The organism is Microbacterium zouquanmingi (genome assembly GCF_052266695.1).
Taxonomy (GTDB): Bacteria; Actinomycetota; Actinomycetes; order Actinomycetales; family Microbacteriaceae; genus Microbacterium.
The window spans coordinates 74421-98076 of the sequence record NZ_JBQPQZ010000005.1; the positions used below are offsets into that span (position 1 = coordinate 74421).

General features: G+C 64.9%; 24 protein-coding genes. 5 read left to right on the top strand and 19 right to left on the bottom strand.

Translation table 11 applies throughout. The features are described from left to right. Positions 1 to 34: 34 nt before the first annotated feature. The 3 genes from dnaG to dusB are packed head-to-tail and all read right to left on the bottom strand — an operon-like array spanning position 35 to position 4432. Positions 35 to 1894, bottom strand: coding sequence for a DNA primase (gene dnaG / locus ACTU6U_RS11830; RefSeq protein ID WP_443469309.1), 1860 nt, complete (start codon positions 1892 to 1894; stop codon positions 35 to 37). After that, positions 1894 to 3288 (bottom strand): deoxyguanosinetriphosphate triphosphohydrolase, encoded by a 1395-nt coding sequence (locus tag ACTU6U_RS11835; protein ID WP_443469310.1) that lies wholly within the window; start codon positions 3286 to 3288, stop codon positions 1894 to 1896. The genes dnaG and ACTU6U_RS11835 overlap by 1 nt, the downstream gene beginning before the upstream one ends. Continuing rightward, the gene (gene dusB / locus ACTU6U_RS11840; RefSeq protein ID WP_443469311.1) at positions 3278 to 4432 is read right to left on the bottom strand and encodes a tRNA dihydrouridine synthase DusB; all 1155 of its coding nucleotides are present in this window, start codon (positions 4430 to 4432) and stop codon (positions 3278 to 3280) included. The genes ACTU6U_RS11835 and dusB overlap by 11 nt, the downstream gene beginning before the upstream one ends. A gap of 60 nt (positions 4433 to 4492) precedes the next feature. Between dusB and ACTU6U_RS11845 the strand changes: the two genes are divergently transcribed. Then, entirely contained in the window at positions 4493 to 4987 is a 495-nt protein-coding gene (locus ACTU6U_RS11845) for a glutathione peroxidase (protein ID WP_443469312.1), read from the top strand. Between the two features lie 161 nt (positions 4988 to 5148). Beyond that, positions 5149 to 5292 carry a hypothetical protein gene (locus ACTU6U_RS11850; RefSeq protein WP_443469313.1) on the top strand — a complete coding sequence of 48 codons (144 nt, stop codon included), beginning with the start codon at positions 5149 to 5151 and terminating at the stop codon, positions 5290 to 5292. 14 nt (positions 5293 to 5306) lie between these two features. Here the strand turns inward: ACTU6U_RS11850 and ACTU6U_RS11855 are convergent, their stop codons facing one another. Next, a complete protein-coding gene (locus tag ACTU6U_RS11855) occupies positions 5307 to 6026 on the bottom strand; it encodes a DsbA family oxidoreductase (RefSeq protein ID WP_443469314.1) in 720 nt (239 codons plus the stop codon). Positions 6027 to 6078: 52 nt separating this feature from the next. On the opposite strand from ACTU6U_RS11855, the gene ACTU6U_RS11860 reads away from it, so the two are divergent. Continuing rightward, positions 6079 to 6687 (top strand): P-loop NTPase family protein, encoded by a 609-nt coding sequence (locus ACTU6U_RS11860; protein ID WP_443469315.1) that lies wholly within the window; start codon positions 6079 to 6081, stop codon positions 6685 to 6687. On the opposite strand, the gene ACTU6U_RS11865 is transcribed toward ACTU6U_RS11860, so the two are convergent. Then, a complete protein-coding gene (locus tag ACTU6U_RS11865; protein ID WP_443469316.1) occupies positions 6630 to 7430 on the bottom strand; it encodes an isoprenyl transferase in 801 nt (266 codons plus the stop codon). The two genes, ACTU6U_RS11860 and ACTU6U_RS11865, sit on opposite strands and share 58 nt — an antisense overlap. Further along, complete coding sequence (gene recO / locus ACTU6U_RS11870; RefSeq protein WP_443469317.1) at positions 7427 to 8170, bottom strand: DNA repair protein RecO; 744 nt, start codon at positions 8168 to 8170, stop codon at positions 7427 to 7429. Before recO ends, ACTU6U_RS11865 begins: the two co-directional genes overlap by 4 nt. A 34-nt stretch (positions 8171 to 8204) precedes the next feature. Between recO and ACTU6U_RS11875 the strand changes: the two genes are divergently transcribed. Beyond that, positions 8205 to 8714, top strand: coding sequence for a tRNA (cytidine(34)-2'-O)-methyltransferase (locus tag ACTU6U_RS11875; protein ID WP_443469318.1), 510 nt, complete (start codon positions 8205 to 8207; stop codon positions 8712 to 8714). A gap of 48 nt (positions 8715 to 8762) precedes the next feature. On the opposite strand, the gene leuA is transcribed toward ACTU6U_RS11875, so the two are convergent. The 13 genes from leuA to lepA all read right to left on the bottom strand — a co-directional run bounded on the left by leuA (position 8763) and on the right by lepA (position 22478). Next, entirely contained in the window at positions 8763 to 10517 is a 1755-nt protein-coding gene (gene leuA, locus ACTU6U_RS11880; RefSeq protein WP_443469319.1) for a 2-isopropylmalate synthase, read from the bottom strand. A 167-nt stretch (positions 10518 to 10684) separates the two neighbouring features. Then, the gene (locus tag ACTU6U_RS11885; protein WP_443469320.1) at positions 10685 to 11614 is read right to left on the bottom strand and encodes an NADP-dependent oxidoreductase; all 930 of its coding nucleotides are present in this window, start codon (positions 11612 to 11614) and stop codon (positions 10685 to 10687) included. Between the two features lie 15 nt (positions 11615 to 11629). Beyond that, positions 11630 to 12526 carry a GTPase Era gene (era, locus tag ACTU6U_RS11890; protein ID WP_443469321.1) on the bottom strand — a complete coding sequence of 299 codons (897 nt, stop codon included), beginning with the start codon at positions 12524 to 12526 and terminating at the stop codon, positions 11630 to 11632. Continuing rightward, on the bottom strand, positions 12519 to 13796 hold the full coding sequence (locus ACTU6U_RS11895) for a hemolysin family protein (RefSeq protein WP_443469322.1): 1278 nt from the start codon (positions 13794 to 13796) through the stop codon (positions 12519 to 12521). Before ACTU6U_RS11895 ends, era begins: the two co-directional genes overlap by 8 nt. Then, positions 13793 to 14254, bottom strand: a complete 462-nt coding sequence (ybeY, locus tag ACTU6U_RS11900) for an rRNA maturation RNase YbeY (protein WP_417511696.1) — start codon at positions 14252 to 14254, stop codon at positions 13793 to 13795. The genes ACTU6U_RS11895 and ybeY overlap by 4 nt, the downstream gene beginning before the upstream one ends. After that, positions 14248 to 15276 carry a PhoH family protein gene (locus tag ACTU6U_RS11905; RefSeq protein WP_443469499.1) on the bottom strand — a complete coding sequence of 343 codons (1029 nt, stop codon included), beginning with the start codon at positions 15274 to 15276 and terminating at the stop codon, positions 14248 to 14250. Before ACTU6U_RS11905 ends, ybeY begins: the two co-directional genes overlap by 7 nt. 52 nt (positions 15277 to 15328) lie before the next feature. Beyond that, entirely contained in the window at positions 15329 to 15676 is a 348-nt protein-coding gene (locus ACTU6U_RS11910; protein ID WP_443469323.1) for an HIT domain-containing protein, read from the bottom strand. 22 nt (positions 15677 to 15698) lie between these two features. Then, positions 15699 to 16436 (bottom strand): 16S rRNA (uracil(1498)-N(3))-methyltransferase, encoded by a 738-nt coding sequence (locus ACTU6U_RS11915; RefSeq protein ID WP_443469324.1) that lies wholly within the window; start codon positions 16434 to 16436, stop codon positions 15699 to 15701. 1 nt (position 16437) lies between these two features. Continuing rightward, the gene (dnaJ, locus tag ACTU6U_RS11920) at positions 16438 to 17553 is read right to left on the bottom strand and encodes a molecular chaperone DnaJ (RefSeq protein ID WP_443469325.1); all 1116 of its coding nucleotides are present in this window, start codon (positions 17551 to 17553) and stop codon (positions 16438 to 16440) included. 40 nt (positions 17554 to 17593) lie between these two features. Further along, a complete protein-coding gene (gene hrcA / locus ACTU6U_RS11925) occupies positions 17594 to 18628 on the bottom strand; it encodes a heat-inducible transcriptional repressor HrcA (RefSeq protein WP_443469326.1) in 1035 nt (344 codons plus the stop codon). A 57-nt stretch (positions 18629 to 18685) separates the two neighbouring features. After that, on the bottom strand, positions 18686 to 19924 hold the full coding sequence (hemW, locus tag ACTU6U_RS11930; protein ID WP_443469327.1) for a radical SAM family heme chaperone HemW: 1239 nt from the start codon (positions 19922 to 19924) through the stop codon (positions 18686 to 18688). Further along, complete coding sequence (locus ACTU6U_RS11935; RefSeq protein ID WP_443469328.1) at positions 19924 to 20577, bottom strand: DUF1990 domain-containing protein; 654 nt, start codon at positions 20575 to 20577, stop codon at positions 19924 to 19926. The genes hemW and ACTU6U_RS11935 overlap by 1 nt, the downstream gene beginning before the upstream one ends. Positions 20578 to 20627: 50 nt before the next feature. Then, on the bottom strand, positions 20628 to 22478 hold the full coding sequence (gene lepA, locus ACTU6U_RS11940) for a translation elongation factor 4 (RefSeq protein WP_443469329.1): 1851 nt from the start codon (positions 22476 to 22478) through the stop codon (positions 20628 to 20630). A 193-nt stretch (positions 22479 to 22671) separates the two neighbouring features. Here lepA and ACTU6U_RS11945 point away from each other — a divergent pair, with 193 nt between their 5' ends. Further along, a complete protein-coding gene (locus ACTU6U_RS11945; RefSeq protein ID WP_443469330.1) occupies positions 22672 to 23655 on the top strand; it encodes an ABC transporter permease in 984 nt (327 codons plus the stop codon). The last annotated feature ends 1 nt before the right edge of the window (position 23656 follow it).

Consider the following 23656-nt stretch of genomic DNA (forward strand, 5'->3'; position numbering starts at 1 on the left):
GCCCATCCTCTCGTGCACCACCCGGGAGACCGCGTTACGACTCGGCGAAGCGCTGACGCTCGGCGTCGATGTCACGCAACCGCATGCGGAGCGCACGCCCACCATCGGAATCTGCCGGCACCCGCTGAATAGCACCGAGCAGTTCCTGTTTCTCTCGTGCGAGGCCACGCACGATCATGCGCCGCGAAAGATCCGCAGTCGATGCCACAGCTCCGGCCTCGTCTCTCGCGGGGAACGGACTCATCAGCAGCTCACCGGCCAACGACCGGTACGGCTCCCGGACGGTGTTCACGGCATCCATCGACCACCCCGTCCTGATGCGGTCAGGTGCGGCCGCAATGGCCTCGCGCACCGCCTCAAGAGCGGGATGCCGGAACGGTTCACCCAGGGCACGCGCAAGCATCTCCTGGTCCACCTGATGACCGTATTGGAGAGCCCCCATGAGCATTCCCCGCTCGAGCGCGATATCCGCGGTGCGGGGAAGACTTGCCAACGTCAGCTCCGGGGCAGCTGGCGCTGCGTCCGAAGACGGCGCCTTCGGCTGACCTGGATTCTGTGCACGGGCAGCGCCCGCACCGCGGGCGGCCCGCTCGACCTCGGTATGCACCTCGGTCGGATCCATGCCGAGACGCCTGGCCAGCACCCGCTCATACCCCGGCCGCAGCAGACGGTCGCGGATCTCTGCGACGATGGGCGCTGCGGCGCGCAACGCACCGACCTGCCCCTCGACGGTGGCGAGGTCGAAACTCGCGAGCTTGCGATCGATCGCGAACTCGAACATCGGGACTTTGGCGTCCATGAGGCCCCGCACTGCAGCATCGCCACGCTGCAGACGCAGATCGCACGGGTCGAGGCCGTTGGGTGCAACAGCGACGAAGGTCTGCGCGTTGAATCGATCGTCCTCGCTGAAGGCACGTAATGCCGCCTTCTGACCGGCTTCATCGCCATCGAAGGTGAACACGATCTCGCCCGAGCTGGAGTCATCGCCCATCACGCGGCGCAGCACCTTGATGTGTTCGGAGCCGAAAGCCGTGCCACACGTCGCGATCGCGGTGGTGACGCCGGCGAGGTGGCAGGCCATGACGTCGGTGTATCCCTCGACGACGACGACTCTGCGCGGGTCGCCGCGTGAGATGTCACGTTTGGCGAGATCGAGTCCGTACAGGACTTGAGCCTTCTTGTAAATGATCGTCTCGGGGGTGTTCAGGTACTTCGGCCCCTGGTCGTCGTCGTAGAGCTTGCGCGCACCGAATCCGATCGTCTGACCCGTGACATCTCGGATCGGCCAGACGAGTCGGCCGCGGAAGCGGTCGTACACGCCACGCTGCCCTTGAGAGACGAGGCCTGCCGCCAGGAGCTCGTCGCGAGTGAAGCCCTCTGCCGTGAGCGCCTTCATCATGCCCTCCCAGCCACGCGGCGCGTAACCGACGCCGAAGTGCGCAGCAGCGCCGGCGTCGAAGCCGCGTTCACCGAGGAAGCGCCGGGCGGTCTCTGCTTCTGCCGTCAGCAGCTGGGTGCGGAAGAACTCGGCCGCTGCGGTGTTCGCCGCGTAGAGGCGACTGCGACCGCTCGTCTCGGGGGCCGCGCCGCCGTCTTCGTAGTGCAGCGTGTAGCCGAGGCGACCGGCGAGCCGCTCGACCGCCTCGGTGAAGCTGACATGATCCATCGCCCGCAGGAACGAGTAGACGTCGCCTGATTCGCCGCACCCGAAGCAGTGGTAGAAACCGACCTGCGGCCGTACGTGAAAGCTCGGGCTCTTCTCATCGTGAAACGGGCAGAGACCCTTGAGGGAGCCGACTCCCGCAGACTTCAACGACACACGCTCGCCGACGATGTCACCGATGTTCGTCCGGGATTTGACCTCATCGACGTCTGCCTGGCGGATGCGGGCCATCAGTGCACGCCTTCGGAGAGGCGCACCGGACCGTGTGTCTGGGCCCGCGTGCCGGTACGGGCAGTGCGCGGAGTCCAGATGCCGACCTCGGCGGGGTCGACGTCGCCCACCAGTCGCCCGTGCCAGTCGAGTGCTGTCTGGTCGGTGAGACTTGCGATCTGGTCTACGACGACGCGCGCCCGCTCGGCATCCGTCTGTGCCGCAACGAAATCGGCCGCGAAGGCAGGCTCGAGCACGTCGGCGCCTGCGTTCCACAGCGCATCCGTTGACCACAGCGCGTCGGCGAGGCGCGTGAGCACCCGCCTCTGCTCCTTGTACACACCCTTGCGCGCATCGATCGTCACGATCGCCTGCCCCATGATCCCCTTGAGCACGGCGATCTCCGTCTCGACGACTCGCGGCACGACGACGTGCGCGTTGTAGCGAACCAGAGAGGACCCCGCGTACGCATCGCGGGTCGCCGTCACCGCTGCCCGCGCGAAACGACCGATGAGATCACTGGTGAGGTTCTTGAGACGGGCGAGATCCTGTCGCGATCGATCGAAGGACTTCAGCCACATCTCCTGGTTCGTGAGCCGGTACAGCGCATCGGCCAGCTCTTCACGAGTGAAGTCGTAACCCACCCACTGCTGGATGCGGCCGACGAGCGCGTGATGTTCGGCGGGATCGGAGAGCTGAGCGACGTCGAGGTAGCCGTTGACGATCGCGTCTTCGAAGTCGTGAACCGAGTAGCCGATGTCGTCGGAGAGATCCATGATCTCGGCTTCGATGCACCGCAGGCGTCCCGGCGCTCCCTCACGCATCCAGCGGAAGACCGGCTCGTCCTCGGGATACACGCCGAACTTCAGCCGCCCACCCGGGTCGGGCACGGGGTTGTCGACTGTCCAGGGGTATTTGCACGTGGCATCGAGACTTGCCCTGGTGAGGTTGAGGCCGACGGAATGACCGTCCGCGTCGAGAACCTTGGCTTCAAGGCGGGTGAGAATGCGCAATGACTGCGCGTTCCCTTCGAACCCTCCGATGGGCGCCGCCCAGTCGTTCAACGCGCGTTCGCCGTTGTGTCCGAACGGCGGGTGTCCGAGATCATGACTGAGGCAGGCGGTATCGACAACATCTGCCGAGACTCCGAGTGCGACCGCGAGCTCACGGCCGACCTGCGCGACTTCGAGCGAATGGGTCAGACGGTTGCGCGCGAAGTCCGCCGTGCTGGCGGGGCTGAGCACCTGCGTCTTCGCGGCAAGGCGTCGAAGCGCCGCGGAATGCAGCACGCGCGCGCGATCACGCGCGAAGTCGTCGCGTTCTGATCGGTGAGCCTGGGTGAAGAATCGCTCGGCATCGCGCGGCTCGTATCCGTCGGCCCGAGCGCCCGTGTCGGACGCGATGTCAACCGCCACTGTTCTCGATCTCCGCTCCACGCAGCATCTCACCGGTATCGGCCGCGATCTCGCGCGACTCGAGCCACTTGTCCGGCAGCGCCGGACGCTTGGGACGGCCGGCGCGGCCGCGCTGTCCTTCAGCATCCGCACCGGGGTACGGAGCGTCATGATCGAGCTGCCCGAGCAATTCGTCGATGTGCGCGAGGCTCTGTGCGGTCGCAAGGCCGGTGCGGATATCGCTGCCTACCGGATAGCCCTTGAAATACCAGGCGACGTGCTTGCGGATGTCGCGGCATCCGTGATCCTCGTCCTCGAGGAAGTCGACCAGCAGTTCCGCATGCCGGCGGAAGGCATCGGCGACAAAACCGAGGGTGGCGTCGACCGAACGCGACGGCGCTCCGAACGCTGCGGCGAGGTCGCCGAACAGCCAGGGGCGACCGAGGCATCCTCGTCCGACGACGACGCCGTCGCAGTCCGTCTCGGCCATCATCCGCACAGCATCCTCAGCAGACCAGATGTCACCGTTTCCCAACACCGGGATGCTGGTGACGGCCTGCTTGAGCTCACCGATCGCGCTCCAGTCGGCGTGGCCGGAGTAGAACTCGCTGGCAGTTCGCGCATGCAGGGCCACAGCTGCGGCGCCGGCGTCTTCTGCCGCACGCCCCGCGTCGATGAAGGTGAGGTGATCCGCGTCGATGCCCTTGCGCATCTTGACCGTCAGCGGCAGGGGACCTGCGGCCTTCACAGCCTGGTCGACGATGTCTGCAAACAGCTTCGTCTTCCATGGGAGGGCTGCTCCCCCACCCTTGCGGGTGACCTTGGGAACAGGGCAACCGAAGTTCAGATCGATGTGGTCTGCGTGATCTTCGGCGACGATGATGCGCACGGCCTCTGCGATCGTCTTCGGGTCGACGCCGTACAACTGGATCGAGCGCGGCGTCTCTGACTCGTGATGCTGGATCAGGCGCATCGTCGTGTCGTTATGTTCGACGAGCGCGCGCGAGGTGATCATCTCGCTGACGTAGAGTCCGGCTCCGTATTCTCGGCACAGACGACGGAAAGCGGTGTTCGTGATCCCTGCCATGGGCGCGAGAACGACCGGCACGTCGAGGTCGATCGGGCCGATGCGCAGTGCGCGGGCGGGTGCTGCGGCAATAGTCATCTCCTCTTCATTCTCCCATCCCCCAGCGCCCTGCGTCGCATCGGGACGTAGGGTGTGGATATGACTGATTCCCTCGTGCGCCGGATCCCGTTCACTGATGCCAGCGGAGCCCAGAAGACTCTCGATGACCTCGGCACCGAGGTGGTTCTGGTCGTCAACGTGGCCTCCAAGTGCGGACTCACGCCGCAGTACGAACAGCTCGAAGAGCTTCAGCGCACCTACGGCGACCGCGGATTCAGCGTCGTGGGCTTTCCGTGCAACCAGTTCATGGGCCAGGAGCCAGGGTCACTCGAGCAGATCCAGGAGTTCTGCTCCGCCACGTACGGCGTGACGTTCCCGATCAATGACAAGGTCAAGGTGAACGGCCGCAGCGCGGTCGAGCTCTACAAAACCCTCAAGCAGACACCGGATGCCAGCGGAAAGGCGGGCCGCGTGGAGTGGAACTTCGAGAAGTTCCTCGTGCTGCCCGACGGAGAGATCAAGCGCTTCCGCCCGAAGCAGAAGCCCGACTCCCCCGAGATCGTCGAGGCGATCGAGAGCGCGCTGACTCACTAGGAGTCGTGCCGGAGCACAGCGCTGGGAAGCGAAGAAGGATCGACAGGCTGCTGACGACGGTCTGGGCGCGACGCTCACGTTCAACGCCGATGAGGTAACCGCCCGGTCCATCGTCGCACCGCTGCTCGCGTGCGATCGAGTTCGCTGGGACACTCAACGGCATGAAGGCCTGGAAGAAGCTGCGCGAGCAGCTCATCACCGCAGCCAGCGACCGCGGGGTCGCTGTCATCGAAGGCAGCCGCCCGCTCGCTCGCACGGCAGAGACCAGCGCATCGGGCGCCTTGATCTGGCGGCCTGTCGCGTAATCAGTCCGAAACGCTCAGACCGAGGCGTTGGTGTCTTCGTCCTCGTCGGCCAGCTCTCCGCGCTTCGCCCATAGATCGCGCAGCACGCTCTCGAAGGTGGCCGGCGGCTGCGCACCGGAGATGCCGTACTGGCCGTCGATGACGAAGAACGGCACGCCCTGGATGCCGTAGGACCGCGCCTGCGCCTGGTCCTGGCGGACTGCCGGCAGGTACCTGTCGTTCTCGAGCGCGTCACGGGTGGCGTCGGCATCCAGCCCCACCTCGACCGCGAGCTCGACGAGGTCGTCGATGCGGCCGACGTGCTTGCCCTCAGTGAAGTATGCGGACATCAGCCGCTCCTCCATCTCGTGCTGCAGCCCCTCGGCCTTGGCATGGTGGAGCAGTTCGTGCGCCTTGACGGTGTTGGTGTGCTTGAGCAGGTCGAACCGGTACTCGAGACCGGCGTTCTTCGCGACGTCGGTGACGTTGTCGAGCATCTGCACCACCTGCTCGCGGGGCATTCCCTTGTGCCCGGCGAGGAAGTCGATCTCATCGCCGTCGAAGTCGACAGGAGTGTCGGGAGACAGCTCGAAGGAGTGGAAGGTGACATTCACCTGCGGGATGTCTTCCCCATCCCCTCCTGATCCCTGAGCCTGTCGAAGGGATGCGAGGCCCGCCTCGAGATTGCGCTTGCCGATGTAGCACCAGGGGCAGGCGATGTCGGACCAGATGTCGATGGAGATGGGTTCAGTCACAACCGGTGCAACCGACCGGCGGCGGCATGTATTCCGCGGATAGAATCTTCGGATGCTCTCCGCCGATGATCCGCTGCCAATCCACCCGCAGCGAGTGCTGATCGCCGGCGTCACCGGCTCGGGGAAGACGACACTCGCGGGACGCATCGCGACGCTGTGGAGTCTCGAGCACCACGAGATCGACGCCCTCCACCACGGCCCGAACTGGACGCCGCGCCCGGAGTTCCTCAACGACGTGCGCGCCTTCGCCGAAACCTCCCGCTGGGTCACCGAATGGCAGTACACCGGCAAGGGCACCAACGAGATCCTGCCGGTGCGAGCCGACCTTATGGTCTGGCTGGACTACCCATGGTCGCTGGTGCGACGCCGGTTGATCACTCGCACTTTGAATCGCCGGCTGTTCCGCACCCGATTGTGGAACGGTAACGTCGAGCCTGCCCTGTGGAGCCGCGATGCCTGGACCGGCGAAAACGACATCATGCGCTGGCAGACCGACACGCGTTTCAAATGGGACGATCGGATGCCGGAAATCATGACGCAGTTCCCGCACCTGACGATCGTGCGCCTCGCTCATCCGCGCGAGACGGAGCGCTGGCTGCGCGCTCAGGCCGTATCTGGCGCATCCACTGCGCCGCCGAAGCGCCGGTCCCGCGACAGGTAGATCTCGATCGCGCGCCAGAGCTCCTCGCGAGAGAAGTCCGGCCAGAGCGTGTCGAGGAAGACCATCTCGGCATACGCCGACTGCCACAGCAGGAAGTTCGAGGTGCGCTGCTCCCCCGATGAACGCAGGAACAGATCGACATCGGGCATATCCGGCACGTAGAGATTCCGACGGATCATCTTCTCGCTGATCGCGTTCGGCTTGAGCTTTCCGGCTGCAACTTCCGCGGCGAGTCTGCGCACGGCATCCACGAGTTCAACGCGCCCGCCATAGTTCACGCACATCGTGAGGGTCAGCACGTCGTTGGCCTCGGTGAGCTTCTCGGCATACTGCAGCTCTTTGATGACCGAGCCCCACAGGCGCGGCTTGCGACCAGCCCAACGCACGCGCACACCCCACTCGTTGAGCTGATCGCGGCGGCGGTGCAGCACGTCACGGTTGTACCCCATGAGAAAGCGCACCTCTTCGGGCGAACGCGCCCAGTTCTCCGTCGAGAACGCGTAGACCGACAGGTGCTTCACACCCGCTTGGATGGCACCCGCGACGACATCGAGCAGCACCTCTTCGCCTGCCTTGTGACCCTGGATGCGGGTGAGGCCCTGGCGATTTGCCCACCGGCCGTTCCCGTCCATGACGATCGCGACGTGCTCAGGCACCTTCGGGAACTTCGGCGGGTATACGCCGGTCCAGTCCAGCGACCGATAGGCGATGGCGTCTTTGTGCGTGTAGGGCTTCGGGGTCAACAGACTCCCTCTCGATCGGGGCCTGTGACATGGGCGAGCGAGCGGATTCCTCGCTCCAGGTGGAACTGCGTGTACGCCGAGACCAGACCTGAAGCGGCGGCGGTGTCCGAAGCTGCTGCCGCGTCCACGGCATCCCACTCACCGCGGATCAACGAACGAAGCAGAGCAATCGTCGACTCCGCCACGCGCGGGCTGCCCGCAGGTGCGCAGTTCACGCAGACCATCCCACCCAGCTGTACGACGAAGCTCCGGTGCGGCCCTGTCGCCGCGCATCGGGCGCAATCATCCAGTGACGGCGCCCATCCAGAAAGCGCCATCACTCTCAGCAGGTAGGAGTCCAGGATGCTGCGGGCAGCGTGCTCGCCTCGCGAGAGGGCTCGCAGTCCACCGACGAGCAGCAGATACTGCTGCGGCGTCGCCTCTGAGTCATTCAGACGATCCGCGGTCTCGACCATGGCGCTGGCAGAGGTGAACCGCTCATAATGCGCGGCGATCTCGCTGCCGTACGACCCGAGCGATTCCGCCTGCTGCACGATGTCGAGTGAGCGTCCTCGATAGAGCTGCACATCGGCCACCATGAACGGCTCGAGCCTCGAGCCGAACTTCGAGGAGGTACGGCGCACACCCTTCGCCACCGCACGGATCTTGCCGTTCCGGCGCGAGAGCATGGTGACGATGCGATCCGCCTCACCGAGCTTGTGGGTGCGCAGGATCACCGCTTCGTCTCGATAGGTGGGCACCCCTTGATTATCCCCCGTGCGAGAGAATGTCAGGGTGTTCCACGTGATGTTTCACAATCCCCTGATTCCGCCCAACACCGGCAATGCCATCCGCATGGTCGCCGCAACCGGCGCAGCCCTGCATCTGGTGGAGCCTCTCGGCTTCGACCTCAGCAACGCGCACCTGCGCCGCGCCGGGCTCGACTACCACGACCTTGCCAGGGTCTACGTGCACCCCGACTTCGATACCGCGGTCGACTTCGTCACTGTGCACGGCACCGGGCGCCTTTTCGCGTTCACCGGCCGGGCTGAACGTTCGTTCTCCGACGTTTCGTATGAGCAGGGCGACACGCTGCTGTTCGGCACCGAGACGACGGGACTCCCCGACGAGGTGCTGAACGACGCGCGCATCACCGATGCGGTGCGCATCCCGATGCTGGACCAGATCCGGTCGCTGAATCTCTCGAACTCCGCAGCCGTTGCGGCCTACGAGGGGTGGCGACAGCATGGCTACGCCACGATGCCTGAGCGGTGGCTCCCGCCGCAGGGGCTGATGCCGAGATGAGCAACGCCCCCTCGGCCGATGACCGAGGGGGCGTTGCTGCGTCAGCTGTCAGACCGTCGCGAGCTGCAGATCCCGCGTGCGGATCGCGCGGTTGACTCCGGAGACGATCGCCTTAAGCGATGCGGTCGAGATATCTCCATCGACGCCGACGCCCCACAGACGCTGGTCGTCGACCTGCAGCTCGACATAGGCCGCCGCCTGCGCGTCGCCGCCGGCGCTGAGAGCGTGCTCGACGTAGTCGTAGACGGTGATGTCGAAGCCCTGGCCGCGCAGCACCTCGACGAAGGCGGCGACAGGACCGTTGCCCTCTGCGGTGACGTCATGCTCTCCGTCGCCGTCGCGGAGCGTCACATCGAGCACGACTTCTCCCGACATGTCGCTGCGCGTCTGCGTGCCCAGCAGCTCGTACCGGCCCCACTTCGCGTCGTCGGCTTCGGCTGGCAGGTACTCGTCATTGAAGATCGACCAGATCTGGTCGCTGGTGACCTCGCCGCCCTCGGCATCGGTCATCGACTGCACGACACCCGAAAACTCGATCTGGAGCTTGCGCGGCAGATCGATCGCGTGGTCGGTCTTCAGCAGGTACGCGACGCCGCCCTTGCCCGACTGCGAATTCACACGGATGACCGCTTCATACGAGCGGCCAAGATCCTTGGGGTCGATGGGCAGGTACGGAACCGCCCACTCGATCTCGTCGACGGTCTTGCCCTCCGCCTCGGCGCGGGCAGCCATCGCCTCGAAGCCCTTCTTGATGGCGTCCTGGTGCGATCCGCTGAACGCGGTGAAGACGAGGTCGCCGGCCCACGGGCTGCGCTCAGGCACCGGCAACTGGTTGCAGTACTCGACCGTGCGCTTGACCTGATCGATGTCACTGAAGTCGATCTGCGGGTCGATGCCCTGCGTGAACATGTTGATGCCCAGGGCCACGAGGTCGACGTTTCCGGTGCGCTCGCCGTTTCCGAAGAGGCATCCTTCGATGCGGTCAGCGCCTGCCATGTAGCCGAGTTCGGCGGCGGCGACAGCCGTGCCACGGTCGTTGTGCGGGTGCAGCGACAGGATGACGTTCTCGCGGTGCGCCAGGCGCCGGCTCATCCACTCGATCGAGTCCGCGTACACGTTCGGCGTCGCCATCTCGACGGTGGCCGGCAGGTTGATGATGACCTTGCGGTCGGGCGTCGGCTCGAAGATCTCGATGACCTGGTTGCACACCTCGAGCGCGTATTCCAGCTCGGTGCCGGTGTACGACTCGGGCGAGTACTCGTAGTACACCTCGGTGTCTGGCACCGTCTTCTCGTACTTCTTGCACAGACGTGCACCCTCGAGCGCGATATCGATGATGCCTTGCTTGTCAGAGCGGAACACCACCTCGCGCTGCAGCACGCTGGTGGAGTTGTACAGGTGCACGATCGCCTGCTTCGCACCCCTGATCGACTCATACGTGCGCTCGATCAGGTGTTCGCGCGCCTGGGTCAGCACCTGGATCGTGACGTCATCAGGAATGAGGTTCTCTTCGATCAGCTGACGGACGAAATCGAAGTCCGTCTGGCTGGCCGAGGGGAATCCGACCTCGATCTCCTTGTAGCCCATGCTGACGAGCAGCTCGAACATGACGCGCTTGCGCTCAGGCGACATCGGGTCGATGAGTGCCTGGTTGCCATCGCGAAGGTCGACGGCGCACCAGCGGGGTGCTTCAGTGATGCGCTTGGACGGCCACGTGCGGTCCGGGAGATCGACCGAGATCTGCTCGTGGAAGGGCCGATACTTGTGGATCGGCATCGAGGACGGGCGCTGGGAGTTCTGCATGGTGGGCTTCTTCTCTTCGTCAGATTTATCGGGCCAACACAAGCGCCGCGACGAGGAAGGCCCTGGCTTTAGGACTCGTCGCGGCTACTAAGAAGAAGCAGACCGCCGAATGGCATGCTCCGATAGTACTCCCCCGCGCCAGACATTCACCAAACCGCCTGCTCGGATCAAGGGATGAGCGCGATCTTCCCGCCGGGGTGCCCCTCCGCCAGGAAGCGGGTGGCCTCGACCGCATCTGCGAGCGGATAGGTGCGTGCGACGGGAACCTCCAGCAGTCCCTGCTCGGCCGAATCGACGAGATCACCACGGATGCTGTCGCGGAAGCGCGTGCTCTCAGGGAGCGCCCCGACGATCCAACGGAACCCGTCGCGTTCCGCGCGCGTCGGCGTCACGATCGTGACGATGCGGCTGCGGTCGGCGACGAGCTCGAGCGAGGCATCGACTGCTTCATCGGTTCCCGCGGCATCGAGGGCCGCGCTGAAGTGTGCACCCGCCGCATCCCGAGCGCGCGAAGCGAGGCCGTCGCCGTACGCGATGGGGATGCCGCCGAAGCGCCGCACGTCATCGAAGCGCGCTTCGCTGGCAGTGCCGACCACGCAGATGCCCTGGCGCGCCGCCTGCTGCAGCACGCTCACGCCGACCGCGCCCGATGCACCGTGGAGGAGTACGGTATCCCCTGCCTTCGCATCGACGGCGGCGAGCATCTCGGCAGCGGTCGTGCCGACCAGGAGCAGGTTCGCCGCAGCCGCGTGCGTGAGCGTGGTCGGTTTGGCGAAGGCCTTCTCCGCAGGAATCGTGACCTCTGTGGAGTAGCCGCCGCTGACGCGGAACGCGACCACCTCTTCACCGATCTCAGCCGGTCCCGATCCGATGACGGTGTCTGCGCCGATGGCGACGATCTCGCCGGAGACCTCGTAGCCGATCGCCACGGGGAACTCCACGCCCTGGCGTGCGAGGTGCTTGCGATCAGCCGGATTCATCCCCGCCGCCCGCACCCGAACGGTGATCTCACCAGGACCCGGCGCCGGCACTTCGTACTCGACGAATACCCAGCTGTCCGGGGTGCCCGGCTCTGTTGCGATCCAGTGCTTCGCCATTGCGGCGCCTCTGTCTCAGAACCCGAGCCGGCCGAGCTGCTTGGGGTCGCGCTGCCACTCCTTGGCGACCTTCACGTGCAGACCGAGGAAGACCCTGGTGCCGAGAAGCTCTTCGATCCCGACACGCGCGCGCTTTCCGACATCCGCGAGGCGCGAGCCCTTTCGTCCGATGATGATCGCTTTCTGGCTGTCGCGCTCGACGACGATCTGAGCGTGCACGTCGGTGAGGTCAGTGCCCTCTCGCGGGGCGATATCATCAACGATCACGGCGATGGAGTGCGGCAGTTCATCGCGCACGCCCTCGAGCGCTGCTTCGCGAATCATCTCGGCGATGCGATCTTCGACGGACTCGTCGGTCACGACGCCCTCCGGATACAGCGCTGGCCCTTCCGGCATGAGCACCAGCATCTCGTCGGTGAGAACGTCGAGCTGCTCGCGTGTGAGCGCTGAGAGCGGAATGACTGCGGCCCAGTCCTCCCGCAGTGAATCGACCTCCAAGAGTCGCTCGGTGATCTGGTCGCGCGTGGCGACGTCAGTCTTGGTAACGATCGCGATCTTCTTGGCGCGGGAGTATCCATCCAGCGACGCGGCAATGCGACGGTCGCCGGGACCGACCTTCTCGGTTGCCGGCACGCAGAAGCCGATCACATCGACATCTCCCAGCACCTGCTCGACGAGATCGTTGAGCCGTTCGCCGAGCAGTGTCCGAGGCTTGTGGATACCAGGCGTGTCCACGATCACGAGCTGACCGGCTGGGCGATTCAGGATGCCGCGGATCGCGCGTCTGGTCGTCTGCGGCTTCTCACTGGTGATCGCGATCTTCTCGCCGACGAGCGCGTTCGTCAGCGTGGACTTGCCGACGTTGGGGCGTCCGACGAACGTCACGAACCCGCTTCGGGTGTTCTCAGTCATCTTCTGTCTCCTCTGCTGGTGCGGCAGCCCGCTCCACAAAAACTGTTGCGATGCCGCGTCCTCGACCGCGCGATGCACCTCCGGTCAGTACGAGTCCATCGATGGTCGCGGTGACGCCCGGCTGCGGAACCTGGTCCACTGCCTTGCCCAGAAGACCGCCGATGGAGTCGACGTCTTCATCCTCGAGCTCGATGCCGAACAGATCGCCGACATCGTCCAGCGACAGTCTCGCGCTGACGCGGTACTGGTTCGGGCCGAGCTCCACGATCTCTGCCGCCGCGCGATCATACTCGTCGGAGATCTCACCGACCAGCTCTTCGATGAGATCCTCGAGGGTGACGAGACCGGAGATGCCACCGTGTTCGTCGATGACGAGGCAGACGTGCACGGCGTCGCGCTTCATCTGCTGAAGCAGGGTCTCCGCGCGCATGGATTCCGGCACGAACGTTGCTGGCCTGGCGATCGGGCGAATAGACGCCGTCCGCCATGCGGTGTCATCGCGATAAGCGAACTGGACGAGATCCTTAAGGTAGAGGACGCCCACCACATCATCCGCGTCGTCATCGACCACCGGCATCCGCGACACCCCACGCTGCAGGAACAGCGACATCGCCTCATCGGTGGTGGCCGCGGCATCCACGGTGACCAGGTCGGTGCGGGGCACCATGACGGCGCGCACGAACTGGTCTGTGAAATCGAAGACCGAGTGAATGAGGTCGCGATCGTCTTCTTCGATGAGGTCGTTGGATGCTGCCTCATCGACCATGCTCAGCAGCTGATCCTCGCTCGTGAACGAGCTGCGGCCGGCGCCAGGAGTCACCTTGTCACTCAGCACCACGAGCCCCTGGGCCACCGGCCCGAGAATGACCCGAAGACCGCGGATGATCGACGCCGTCCTCCGAATCATCGTCTCCGAACGCTGCCGTCCGAAAGTCCGGGGGCTGGCACCGACGAGGACGAACGTGATTCCCGTCATCAGTACCGCAGCGGCGAGCATCGCCCACCACACGTTCTCGAACATGATCGTGAACGCCGCGGTCACGAGCACCGCCGCGGTCACTTCGACGAGCACTCGGATGAAGGAGACAGCGTTCACGTGAGCGTCGAGGTCGTCCGCGATGCGACTGAGCGCGACAGAGTGGCGTCCTTCGAGTGCCATCTCATCGAGATCGGCGCGAGAGGTCACCCCGTATGCCGCATCGATGGCGGCCATGAGACCGCCGAACGCCACCAGCAGCACAGCGGCGATCAAGAAGAGGATCTCGGTCATCGGCTGCGTTCAGCGCGCGCGAAACCCGCAATGAGCTCCTTCTGCAGACCGAACATCTCACGCTCCTCGTCGGGCTCAGCATGGTCGAACCCAAGCAGGTGCAGAAGCCCGTGAGTCGTGAGAAGGATGAGTTCATCCATCAGAGTGTGGCCGGCCGTCTGGGCCTGGGCCTCCGCAACCTGCGGGCACAGCACGATGTCGCCGAGAAGGCCAGGAGCCGTCGGCCGGTCCTCCGTGCCTGGGCGCAGCTCGTCCATCGGGAAGCTCAGTACATCTGTGGGGCCGGGTTCGTCCATCCACTGAACGTGCAGAGCCTCCATGGCACCCTCGTCGACGAGGACGATCGCGACCTCAGCATCCGCACTGACGTGCAGCTGCGCGAGGTTGAAATCGGTGAGGCGCTGCAGAACCGTCTCATCGACCTCGATGGCCGACTCGTTGTTGATCTCGATCATGATGAGTGTCCTCGTCTGGGCTGGCGATCGCGGGGGCCGGGGCGCGGGGTCGCGCGCCGATCTGCGCGATTGGCGAATTCATGCGCCTGCTCACGTTCTTGCCGTGCCGCGGTGCGCTGCTCGTCATACTCGCTGTACGCGTCGACGATTCGACCGACGAGCGAGTGGCGCACGACATCGTCACTGGTGAGCCTGCTGAAATGGATGTCATCGATCTCGTCGAGCACCCGTGTGACAAGGCGCAGGCCGGATGCTCCCTGCGGAAGATCGACCTGCGTGATGTCGCCGGTGACGACCATCTTCGTGCCGAACCCGAGGCGCGTCAGGAACATCTTCATCTGCTCGGGCGTGGTGTTCTGTGCTTCGTCGAGCACGACGAACGAGTCGTTGAGGGTGCGTCCGCGCATGTATGCGAGCGGGGCGACCTCGATCGTTCCCGTCGCCATCAGGCGAGGCACGATCTCCGGGTCCATCATCTCGTTCAGCGCGTCGTACAACGGACGCAGGTACGGATCGATCTTGTCGGTCAGTGTGCCTGGCAGGAAGCCGAGCCGTTCGCCTGCCTCCACCGCGGGACGGGTGAGGATGATGCGAGTGACTTCTTTGCGCTGCAGGGCCTGGACGGCCTTCGCCATCGCAAGGTAAGTCTTGCCGGTTCCTGCGGGACCGATTCCGAATACGATCGTGTTCTCTTCGATCGCGTCGACGTACTCCTTCTGGCCCGCCGTTTTCGGACGGATGACCTTGCCGCGCGTGGAGAGAATGGCCTCACCGAGCACCTCGCTCGGACGCGGCCCCGTCTCGTTGCGCATGAGCCTGGCCGATGTCTCGACGTCAGAAGGAACGAGGTCTGCACCCTCGCGGGTGATCGTGATCAGCTCATTGACCAGAGCCTTCGCCGCCGCGACGGGGCCCGGTTCTCCGCTGAGTGTGATCTCGTTGCCGCGCACATGAACCTCGACATCCGGATGCTGCTTCTCGAGCATGCGGAGCAGCCGGTCCTGTGGGCCGAGCAGTTGCACCATGGCGACGCCGTCGGCGTAGATGCGCTCTGCCACAGGCGGGGTGTTCGATTCGTCAGAAGCCAACGAGCTTGTTCTCCTCGAAATTGCCGAGCACGTGAGCGTGCACGTGGAAGACGGACTGCGCGGCGCTGGGTCCGTTGTTGAAGATCAGACGATACTCGCCGTTCGCGTGCTCGTCGGCGATCTGCTTCGCGACGGCGACCATGTCGGCCAAGAGCGCGGGGTCGCCTGCGGCGAGCTCCGTGACATCGCGATACTGCTCAGTCTTCGGAATGACGAGCATGTGCAGCGGAGCCTGCGGGTTGATGTCGCGGATCGCGAAGACCTTTTCGGTCTCGATCACGATGTCCCCGGGAATCTCTCCACTGAGGATGCGCGTGAAGATCGATGGTTCGCTCATGTGCTCATTCTATGCGGCGCCCTCACCAGCGGCCCAGAGCCACCGACAGCACGGCGATCGCCGCGGGCCCGGCGGTGGAGGTGCGAAGCACCGTTTCTCCCAGACGCACGCGCTCAGCGCTGGCTGCTTCCAGCTTCGTGAGCTCCTCAGGGCTGATCCCGCCCTCTGGACCCACGACGAGAACGATGTCCTGCTGCGCGTCGGGGGCGACGGTGATCTCCGAGAGCCGTACCGTCGCGGTCGGATCGAGCACGAGCATCCGGGTTTGTCCTGCGAACTCTGCCAGCTGCCCTGTCGTGAGCGGCTCGGTGACGCCCGGCACCCACGAACGATGCGCCTGCTTCGCCGCCTCGCGCACGATCGTCGCCCAGCGTTCTCGGCCCTTGGCGGCTTTCGGGCCCTCCCAGCGCGAGATGCTGCGCGAGGCCTGCCACGGAATCACCTCGTCGACCCCGAGTTCGCAAGCCGCCTGTACGGCGAGCTCGTCACGATCGCCCTTGGCAAGCGCCTGCACGAGGATGAGGCGCACGGCCGGAGCATCCACAACGGCACGCGCGGTGATGGTGACATCCACGCGGGATGCCGACACATCCCGCACCGTGCCCTCGAGCCATCTGCCGCGGCCGTCTCCGATGGTCACCGACTCGCCCACGCGCACGCGGCGGACCACGGCTGCGTGCTTGGCCTCCGCACCTGAAAGCGAGACGGTGTCGCCGATGCCGGCATCGGACGATCCGTCTACGAGAAAGTGCAGTGCCATATCAGTGCCGGAATCGGTCGCGCAGCTTGGAGAACAGCCCCTGCTGGAACTGCGCCAGCTGCGGATCAGGCGACTTCTGCTTCTTGGCGAAGTCCTCGATGAGCGCGCGCTGCGCGGAGTCGAGCTTCGTGGGCGTCACGACCTGCACCCCCACGCGAAGATCTCCGCGCTGGTTGCCCCGCAGAGGAGTGATCCCGCGACCCTTGATGGTCAGTACGTCGCCGGACTGCACGCCGGGTCGGATCTCCAGATCGACCTTGCCGTCGAGTCCGTCGATCGAGGTCTCGGTGCCGAGGATGGCATCGGCCATCGACACCTCGAGCGTTGCCAGCAGATCGTCGCCGTCGCGGCTGAACGCCGCGTGAGGAGAGACCGTGACCTCGATGTACAGGTCGCCGTTCGGGCCACCGGCCTGACCGACCTCGCCCGATCCGGGCAGCTGCAGACGCAGTCCCGTCTCGACGCCGGCCGGGATGTCCAGTGCAACAGTCCGACGCGAGCGCACGCGCCCCTGTCCGCTGCACGTTCCGCACGGGTGCGGGATGACTGTGCCGTAGCCCTGGCAGCTCCCGCACGGCGCAGAGGTCACGACATTGCCGAGCAGGCTCCGCACCTGGCGCTGCACGTGGCCGGTGCCATGGCAGATGTCGCACGTGACAGGCTGCGTACCCGGTTGCGTGCACGAACCCTGGCAGGTCTCGCAGAGCACGGCGGTGTCGACCTCGATGTCACGGTGCGCGCCGAAGATGACGTCGCCGAGATCGAGGGTGACACGCACGAGCGCGTCTTGGCCGCGTTCTTTGCGTGAGCGGGGGCGACCACCGCGGCCGCCGCCCTGCGATGCTCCGAAGAAGGTCTCGAAGATGTCGCCGAAGCCACCGAACCCGCCGAAGTCGCCGCCGCTTGCGCTGTCTCCGCCGCCCATGTCGTAGCGTCGCCGGGAATCGTCGTCGCTGAGTACGTCATAGGCATGCGTGACGAGCTTGAACCGCTCGGCCGCATCCTCCCCCGGGTTCACATCGGGGTGCAGCTGACGTGCCAGCTTTCGGTACGCCTTCTTGATCTCGTCCGTCGATGCGTCCCGTGACACTCCGAGAACCTCATAGTGGTCCGCCACAATCACCTTCCTGCGTCTGCGTGCTGTTGTCGCGCGCCGCTCAGCGGCCCGCTTCGTCTTCGTCGAGCAGCCGCGACAGATAGCGGGCTACCGCCCGTGCCGCCGCGAGATTGCTCGGATAGTCCATCCGCGTCGGCCCCATGACGCCGACGCGCGCCGTTCCACCCGGTGCCAGGTAGTTGCTCGCCACGATCGATGCCTCCGGAAGCCCGAACGGCTCGTTCTCTGCGCCGATGCTGGCTGCGAGGCCGTGTTCGTCTGGCACCATCTCGCTCATAAGACGCAGCAGCGTCACCTGTTCCTCGATCGCCTCGAGGAGTGGGTGAATGCTGCCGCGGAAGTCCTGTTCACGACGAGCGAGAGTCGCAGCCCCTGCCATGACCAGCTTCTCCTGACGGAACTCCGCCAGCTCTTCGCCGATGATGACGGCCAGCTGCTGGAGCGCCTTGTCGGTGTTCGCCCCCGTGCTGTCACTGAGGAGCGTCTGCACCCTGTCCGTCGCCTCGCGAACCGTCTGTCCGGTGAGCAGCGCGGAAAGCCGTGCGCGCAGCACTGCGACGTCGGAATCGTCGAGATCGACGGGCAGTCCGGCGATCCGTTGCGATACGCCGCCGGCATCGGTGACGAGCACGACGAGAAGCCGATTGGGTGCAAGCGGCACCAGTTCGATGTGCGTCAGGTGGGCGCGGGCGAAAGAGGGGTACTGCGCGAGTGCGACCTGGCCGGTGAGCTGAGTGAGCACCCGCACGGTGCGAGCCATCAGGTCATCGAGATCGGCAGGCTCCGTCAGGAACGACTCGATCGCACCGCGCTGGGCGCCCGAAAGCGGACGCAGCTGGGCGAGGTGGTTGACGAAGACGCGGTAGCCCTTGTCGGTGGGGACTCGACCCGATGACGTGTGCGGTGCAGCGATGAGCTCTTCATCTTCGAGGAGTGCCATGTCATTGCGGATCGTCGCCGCCGAGACTCCGAAAGAGTGACGATCAACGATCGATCTGCTGCCGACGGGCTCATGGGTCTCGACATAGTCCTGCACGATCGCACGGAGCACCTGAAGTCCACGTTCACTGACCATCATGCGCTCCTCTCTGCTGGCACTCACACGCTAAGAGTGCCAATTCTACCCGTTCGGCTAGTCAGTCAGCTCGCGTACAACGGCATCGGCGAGCAGACGGCCCTTGAGAGTCAGCCGGATCCGGCCAGCGAAAGCGCTTGCCGCGTCGACGAGACCATCAGCGATGAGTCCTGCCACACCCGCCCGGTTGCCCTCTGGGAGGTCGGAGATGGCCATGCCATCTGAAAGCCTTGTTTCCAGAAGCACGCGTTCGAGAAGATGCGATCGCCGATCGGGGCGCTCGGTTCCTGCCGCGGGAGATTCGGATGCCGCGAGCCGCTGCGCGTACGCCGCCGGATGCTTCACATTCCACCAGCGCAGTCCTGCGACGTGGCTGTGGGCGCCGGGGCCGAAGCCCCACCAGTCGTTCCCCCGCCAGTACGCGAGGTTGTGCCGGGATCGATTGTCCGATTCGTTCCCTGAGCCCGTCGAAGGGCGCGCCCAGTTGCTCACTTCGTACCAGTCGAACCCCGCATCGGCGAGCCGCGCATCGACGAGCTCGTACATATCTGCCTGGAGATCGTCGTCCGGTGTGGCGACCTCGCCCCGGCGGATCTGCCGCGCGAGCTTCGTGCCGTCTTCGATGATCAGTGCATAGGCGGAGATGTGGTCGGAGTCCAGCGCGATGGCCGCGTCGAGCGAAGCTTCCCAATCGGCGAGCGACTCCCCGGGTGCGCCGTAGATCAGATCGACGCTGACCGCGAGTCCAGCATCCTTTGCAGCATCCACAGCAGTGCGCACGTTCTCTGGCTGATGAGTGCGGTCAAGGGCGGCAAGCACGTGCGGAACCGCAGACTGCATTCCGATCGAGAGCCTGGTCACCCCGGCATCCACCAGGGTGCGCACCACGTCGGGCGTCACGGTGTCGGGGTTCGCTTCTACGGTCACCTCAGCGCCGTCTGCGATTCCGAAGGCGGATACCGCGGCATCCAGCATCTTCGCGAGGTCCCCGGCTGGGAGCAGCGTCGGAGTCCCCCCGCCGAAGAAGACCGTGTCCATCGGACGCAGTGCGCCCGCCTCTGCAAGGACACGGCGTGCCAGCGAGATCTCCGTCAAGAGAGTGTCGGCGTACTCATCCTGCCGGGCGCCGCGCAGCTCACCCGACGTATAGGTGTTGAAGTCGCAGTATCCGCAGCGGACGCGGCAGAACGGCACATGCAGATATGCCGAGAACGGCACGTTCAGATCAATAGGCAGGTCTGCAGGCAGGCGGCCGTCGACGGGGGCTGGATCACCGATCGGAAGAGGACCCGCCATCAGAGCGGCGTCGCATACAGCGGCGAGATCGCACGCAGGTAGCGGGCGAAGAGCTCTTTGCGGCGCCGTTTCACAAGACCAGGAATGAAGCGGTAGAGCACGGAGTTGGGAGCGTCGAACGCTCGCACCGTGAACCAGACCTCGTCGGTCTCCTCATGCCAGTCGATCTGGAACAGCTCCTCGCCGCTGACTACAGAGCCATCGACGGTGCCGAGCACCAGGCTGATACACCGCGGGTCCTCGGTGGCCGAGATCACGCGCAGCTGCGCGTCTGCGCTCATGCCGGCGACGCGTCCGTGCAGCCGGAGAGTCATCCCGGGGCCCGCGAACGGGGTACCCTCAGCGTCGAATCGCTGCTCGATTTCGCGCTTCACCGGCGCGACAGGGTTTCCTTCAGCGTCAAAGCTCACACCGGCGTATGCCGGCCCGGATGCAGGGCGCACATCCTCGACGCTCAGACCCGCTGCACGTTGCGCGGTCCATGACAGGAGCGAATCTCCCGCAGTGCGGAAGCGCTCCTCGCCGCTGCCCAGGCGCCAGCTCGCCTCAGCCGGGATGCTTCGCTCCGGTGGATACTGCATGAGATCGGGCGCATGGGTTGCTCCCACGGCCGCATAGTCCACCGTGCCGTCTCGGAAAGTCCCGCGCCGCATGAGATCCAGACTACTTGTGTTACCTGAAGGAATCCCGCCGTCGGGGTCCGTTACTTCTTGTCCTTGGTCTCGACGTCGCCGGAGAGCGCAGCGATGAACGCCTCCTGCGGAACCTCGACGCGGCCCACCATCTTCATGCGCTTCTTGCCCTCCTTCTGCTTCTCGAGCAGTTTGCGCTTACGGCTGATGTCACCGCCGTAGCACTTGGCGAGCACGTCCTTGCGCAGGGCGCGGATCGTCTCGCGGGCAATGATCCTGGCACCGATGGCCGCCTGGATCGGAACCTCGAAGTTCTGACGAGGGATGAGCTTGCGAAGCCGCTCAGTCATGAGCGTGCCGTATGCATATGCCTTCTCCCGGTGGACGATGGCACTGAATGCGTCGACCTTGTCACCCTGCAGCAGCACGTCGACCTTCACCAGGTCTGCGGTCTGCTGCCCCGCGGGCTCGTAGTCGAGGCTCGCGTAGCCCTGCGTCTTGGACTTGAGGTGATCGAAGAAGTCGAACACGATCTCACCCAGCGGCATCATGTAACGGAGCTCGACGCGCTCTTCACTGAAGTACTCCATGCCCAGGAGCGCCCCGCGACGAGACTGGCATAGCTCCATCACGGTTCCGACGTAGTCCTTGGGCAGCAGGATCGCTGTCTTCACCATCGGCTCGGCGACGGAGGCGACTCGGCCATCAGGGTACTCGCTCGGGTTGGTGACGACGACGGTCTCACCGGTGTCTGTGGTGACTTCGTAGATCACGCTGGGAGCGGTGGTAATCAGATCGAGCCCGAACTCGCGGCTGAGGCGCTCCGTGATGATCTCGAGGTGCAGAAGACCCAGGAACCCACAACGGAATCCGAATCCGAGAGCGACCGAGGTCTCCGGCTCGTACTGCAGCGACGCATCCGACAGCTTGAGCTTGTCGAGCGCCTCGCGCAGGTCACCGTAGTCGCTGCCGTCGATCGGGTAGACGCCGGAGAAGACCATCGGCTTCGGGTCGGTGTAGCCGGCCAGGGCTTCGGTCGCCGGAGCGCGCGAGGTCGTGACCGTGTCGCCGACCTTGGACTGGCGCACGTCCTTCACGCCGGTGATCAGGTAGCCGACCTCGCCAACACCGAGTCCCTTCGAGGGGATCGGCTCAGGACTCGATACGCCGATCTCGAGCAGTTCGTGGTTGGCGTTGGTCGACATCATCTGGATCCGCTCTCGCGGCGAGAGGTTGCCATCGATCATTCGGACGTAGGTGACAACGCCTCGGTAGGAGTCGTACACCGAGTCGAAGATCATGGCTCGGGCCGGAGCATCCGCGTTTCCCACCGGAGCCGGGATGTCAGCGACGATGCGGTCGAGCAGCTCTTCTACGCCCTGTCCGGTCTTGCCGGAAACGCGCAGTACGTCCTCGGGCTTGCCCCCGATGAGGTCGGCAAGCTCCTTGGCGAATCGATCGGGGTCTGCGGCAGGGAGGTCGATCTTGTTCAGCACCGGGATGATGTGCAGATCGTTCTCGAGCGCGAGGTAGAGGTTCGCAAGAGTCTGCGCCTCGATGCCCTGCGCTGCGTCGACCAGCAGAATGGCACCCTCGCAGGCCGCAAGAGAACGCGAAACCTCGTAGGTGAAGTCGACGTGACCGGGCGTATCGATCATATTCAGCGCGAAGGTCTCGTCCTGCCCTGCCCACGGCATCCGCACTGCCTGGCTCTTGATCGTGATGCCCCGCTCGCGCTCGATATCCATACGGTCGAGGTACTGCGCGCGCATGTCGCGATCCGACACCACACCGGTGATCTGGAGCATGCGGTCCGCGAGGGTCGACTTGCCGTGATCGATGTGAGCGATGATGCAGAAGTTTCGGATCTGCGAGGGCGGCGTCGCGGCAGGCGAGAGCGGAGTGAGAGCGCGTGGTGACATGTCCTCGACAGTCTACGTGAGGGGCTCCCAATGCTCGATTCGCGTGCTTCTGATGTTCAATCGGGCAATTGCGGTGATAGTCTCGCGAGGTTGCTCTGTACAACTCGATGACATTGAGTTTCAGCTGCAGCCCGACTCCGTACCAGTCGTATCGGTCGATCCCGAGCGCGCCTGCAAAGAGAAAGACACCATCTTGATCAAGTATCTCCTGCGCCGCACCCTCGGCTGGCTGATGATGATCGTGATCGCCACAAACATCACGTTCTTCCTCGCCTGGGGCTTCCTCAACCCGAGGAACAATTTCGTCGGTCGACGACCTCCGCTCAGTGAAGAGCAGATCGTCAACCTCCTCGAACCACGCAACCTCAGTGACACTGTGCCGATCTGGGAGAGGTGGTGGAACTGGTTCAGCTCGATCCTGTTCCGCTGGGACTGGGGCGTGAGCCCCACCGGAGGATCAGTCAACGAGCAGATCGGCTACCGCATGTGGGTCAGCGCCGAGCTCGTGCTCGGAGCCACGGTCCTCATGACCGTGCTCGGCATCGCACTCGGTGTGTACACCGCGTCGCGCCAGTACAAGCTCGCCGACCGCATCGGCCAGGCGACGTCGATCATCACGATGAACATCAACATCATCGTCGCGGCCCTCGGCATCGTGCTGCTCGCGATCGGCCTGAACAATCTCGTCGGCACCCGCATTTTCTACGTCACCGGAGCCTCCAGCAAGGGTGTCGAAGGCTTCTTCCCGGTGCTGATAGACAAGTTGCAGCATCTGACCCTGCCGACGATCGCGCTGGTGATCGTCGGATACGCGGGCACGCACTTCCTGCAGCGCTCACTGCTGCTCGACAACATCAACGCCGACTACGTGCGCACCGCTCGCGCCAAGGGCCTCACCAAGCAGCAGGCCATTCGCAAGCACGCACTGCGCACCTCGCTCATCCCTGTCGCGACCCAGGTTGCCTTCAGCATCCCCGGGGTGTTCACCGGCGCGATCCTGACCGAGATCATCTTCGCCTGGAACGGTATGGGCAAGTACTTCCTCGAGACCATCAACAAGAGCGACATCAACGGCGTCGTCGCCACCGCGGCCTTCGCCGGACTTCTTACCGCGATCGGGGCGATCCTCTCCGATGTCGCGGTCGTTGCCCTCGACCCGAGAGTGCGGGTGAGCTGAC

Excerpts from the sequence above, each read along its gene's own strand:
- dnaG (WP_443469309.1), bottom strand. The coding sequence starts at position 1,894 with ATGGCCCGCATCCGCCAGGCAGACGTCGATGAGGTCAAATCCCGGACG.
- dusB (WP_443469311.1), bottom strand. The coding sequence starts at position 4,432 with ATGACTATTGCCGCAGCACCCGCCCGCGCACTGCGCATCGGCCCGATC.
- ACTU6U_RS11845 (WP_443469312.1), top strand. The coding sequence starts at position 4,493 with ATGACTGATTCCCTCGTGCGCCGGATCCCGTTCACTGATGCCAGCGGA.
- ACTU6U_RS11850 (WP_443469313.1), top strand. The coding sequence starts at position 5,149 with ATGAAGGCCTGGAAGAAGCTGCGCGAGCAGCTCATCACCGCAGCCAGC.
- ACTU6U_RS11860 (WP_443469315.1), top strand. The coding sequence starts at position 6,079 with ATGCTCTCCGCCGATGATCCGCTGCCAATCCACCCGCAGCGAGTGCTG.
- leuA (WP_443469319.1), bottom strand. The coding sequence starts at position 10,517 with ATGCAGAACTCCCAGCGCCCGTCCTCGATGCCGATCCACAAGTATCGG.
- ACTU6U_RS11885 (WP_443469320.1), bottom strand. The coding sequence starts at position 11,614 with ATGGCGAAGCACTGGATCGCAACAGAGCCGGGCACCCCGGACAGCTGG.
- era (WP_443469321.1), bottom strand. The coding sequence starts at position 12,526 with ATGACTGAGAACACCCGAAGCGGGTTCGTGACGTTCGTCGGACGCCCC.
- ACTU6U_RS11895 (WP_443469322.1), bottom strand. The coding sequence starts at position 13,796 with ATGACCGAGATCCTCTTCTTGATCGCCGCTGTGCTGCTGGTGGCGTTC.
- ACTU6U_RS11905 (WP_443469499.1), bottom strand. The coding sequence starts at position 15,276 with ATGGTGCAACTGCTCGGCCCACAGGACCGGCTGCTCCGCATGCTCGAG.
- ACTU6U_RS11910 (WP_443469323.1), bottom strand. The coding sequence starts at position 15,676 with ATGAGCGAACCATCGATCTTCACGCGCATCCTCAGTGGAGAGATTCCC.
- ACTU6U_RS11915 (WP_443469324.1), bottom strand. The coding sequence starts at position 16,436 with ATGGCACTGCACTTTCTCGTAGACGGATCGTCCGATGCCGGCATCGGC.
- hrcA (WP_443469326.1), bottom strand. The coding sequence starts at position 18,628 with ATGGTCAGTGAACGTGGACTTCAGGTGCTCCGTGCGATCGTGCAGGAC.
- hemW (WP_443469327.1), bottom strand. The coding sequence starts at position 19,924 with ATGGCGGGTCCTCTTCCGATCGGTGATCCAGCCCCCGTCGACGGCCGC.
- ACTU6U_RS11935 (WP_443469328.1), bottom strand. The coding sequence starts at position 20,577 with ATGCGGCGCGGGACTTTCCGAGACGGCACGGTGGACTATGCGGCCGTG.
- lepA (WP_443469329.1), bottom strand. The coding sequence starts at position 22,478 with ATGTCACCACGCGCTCTCACTCCGCTCTCGCCTGCCGCGACGCCGCCC.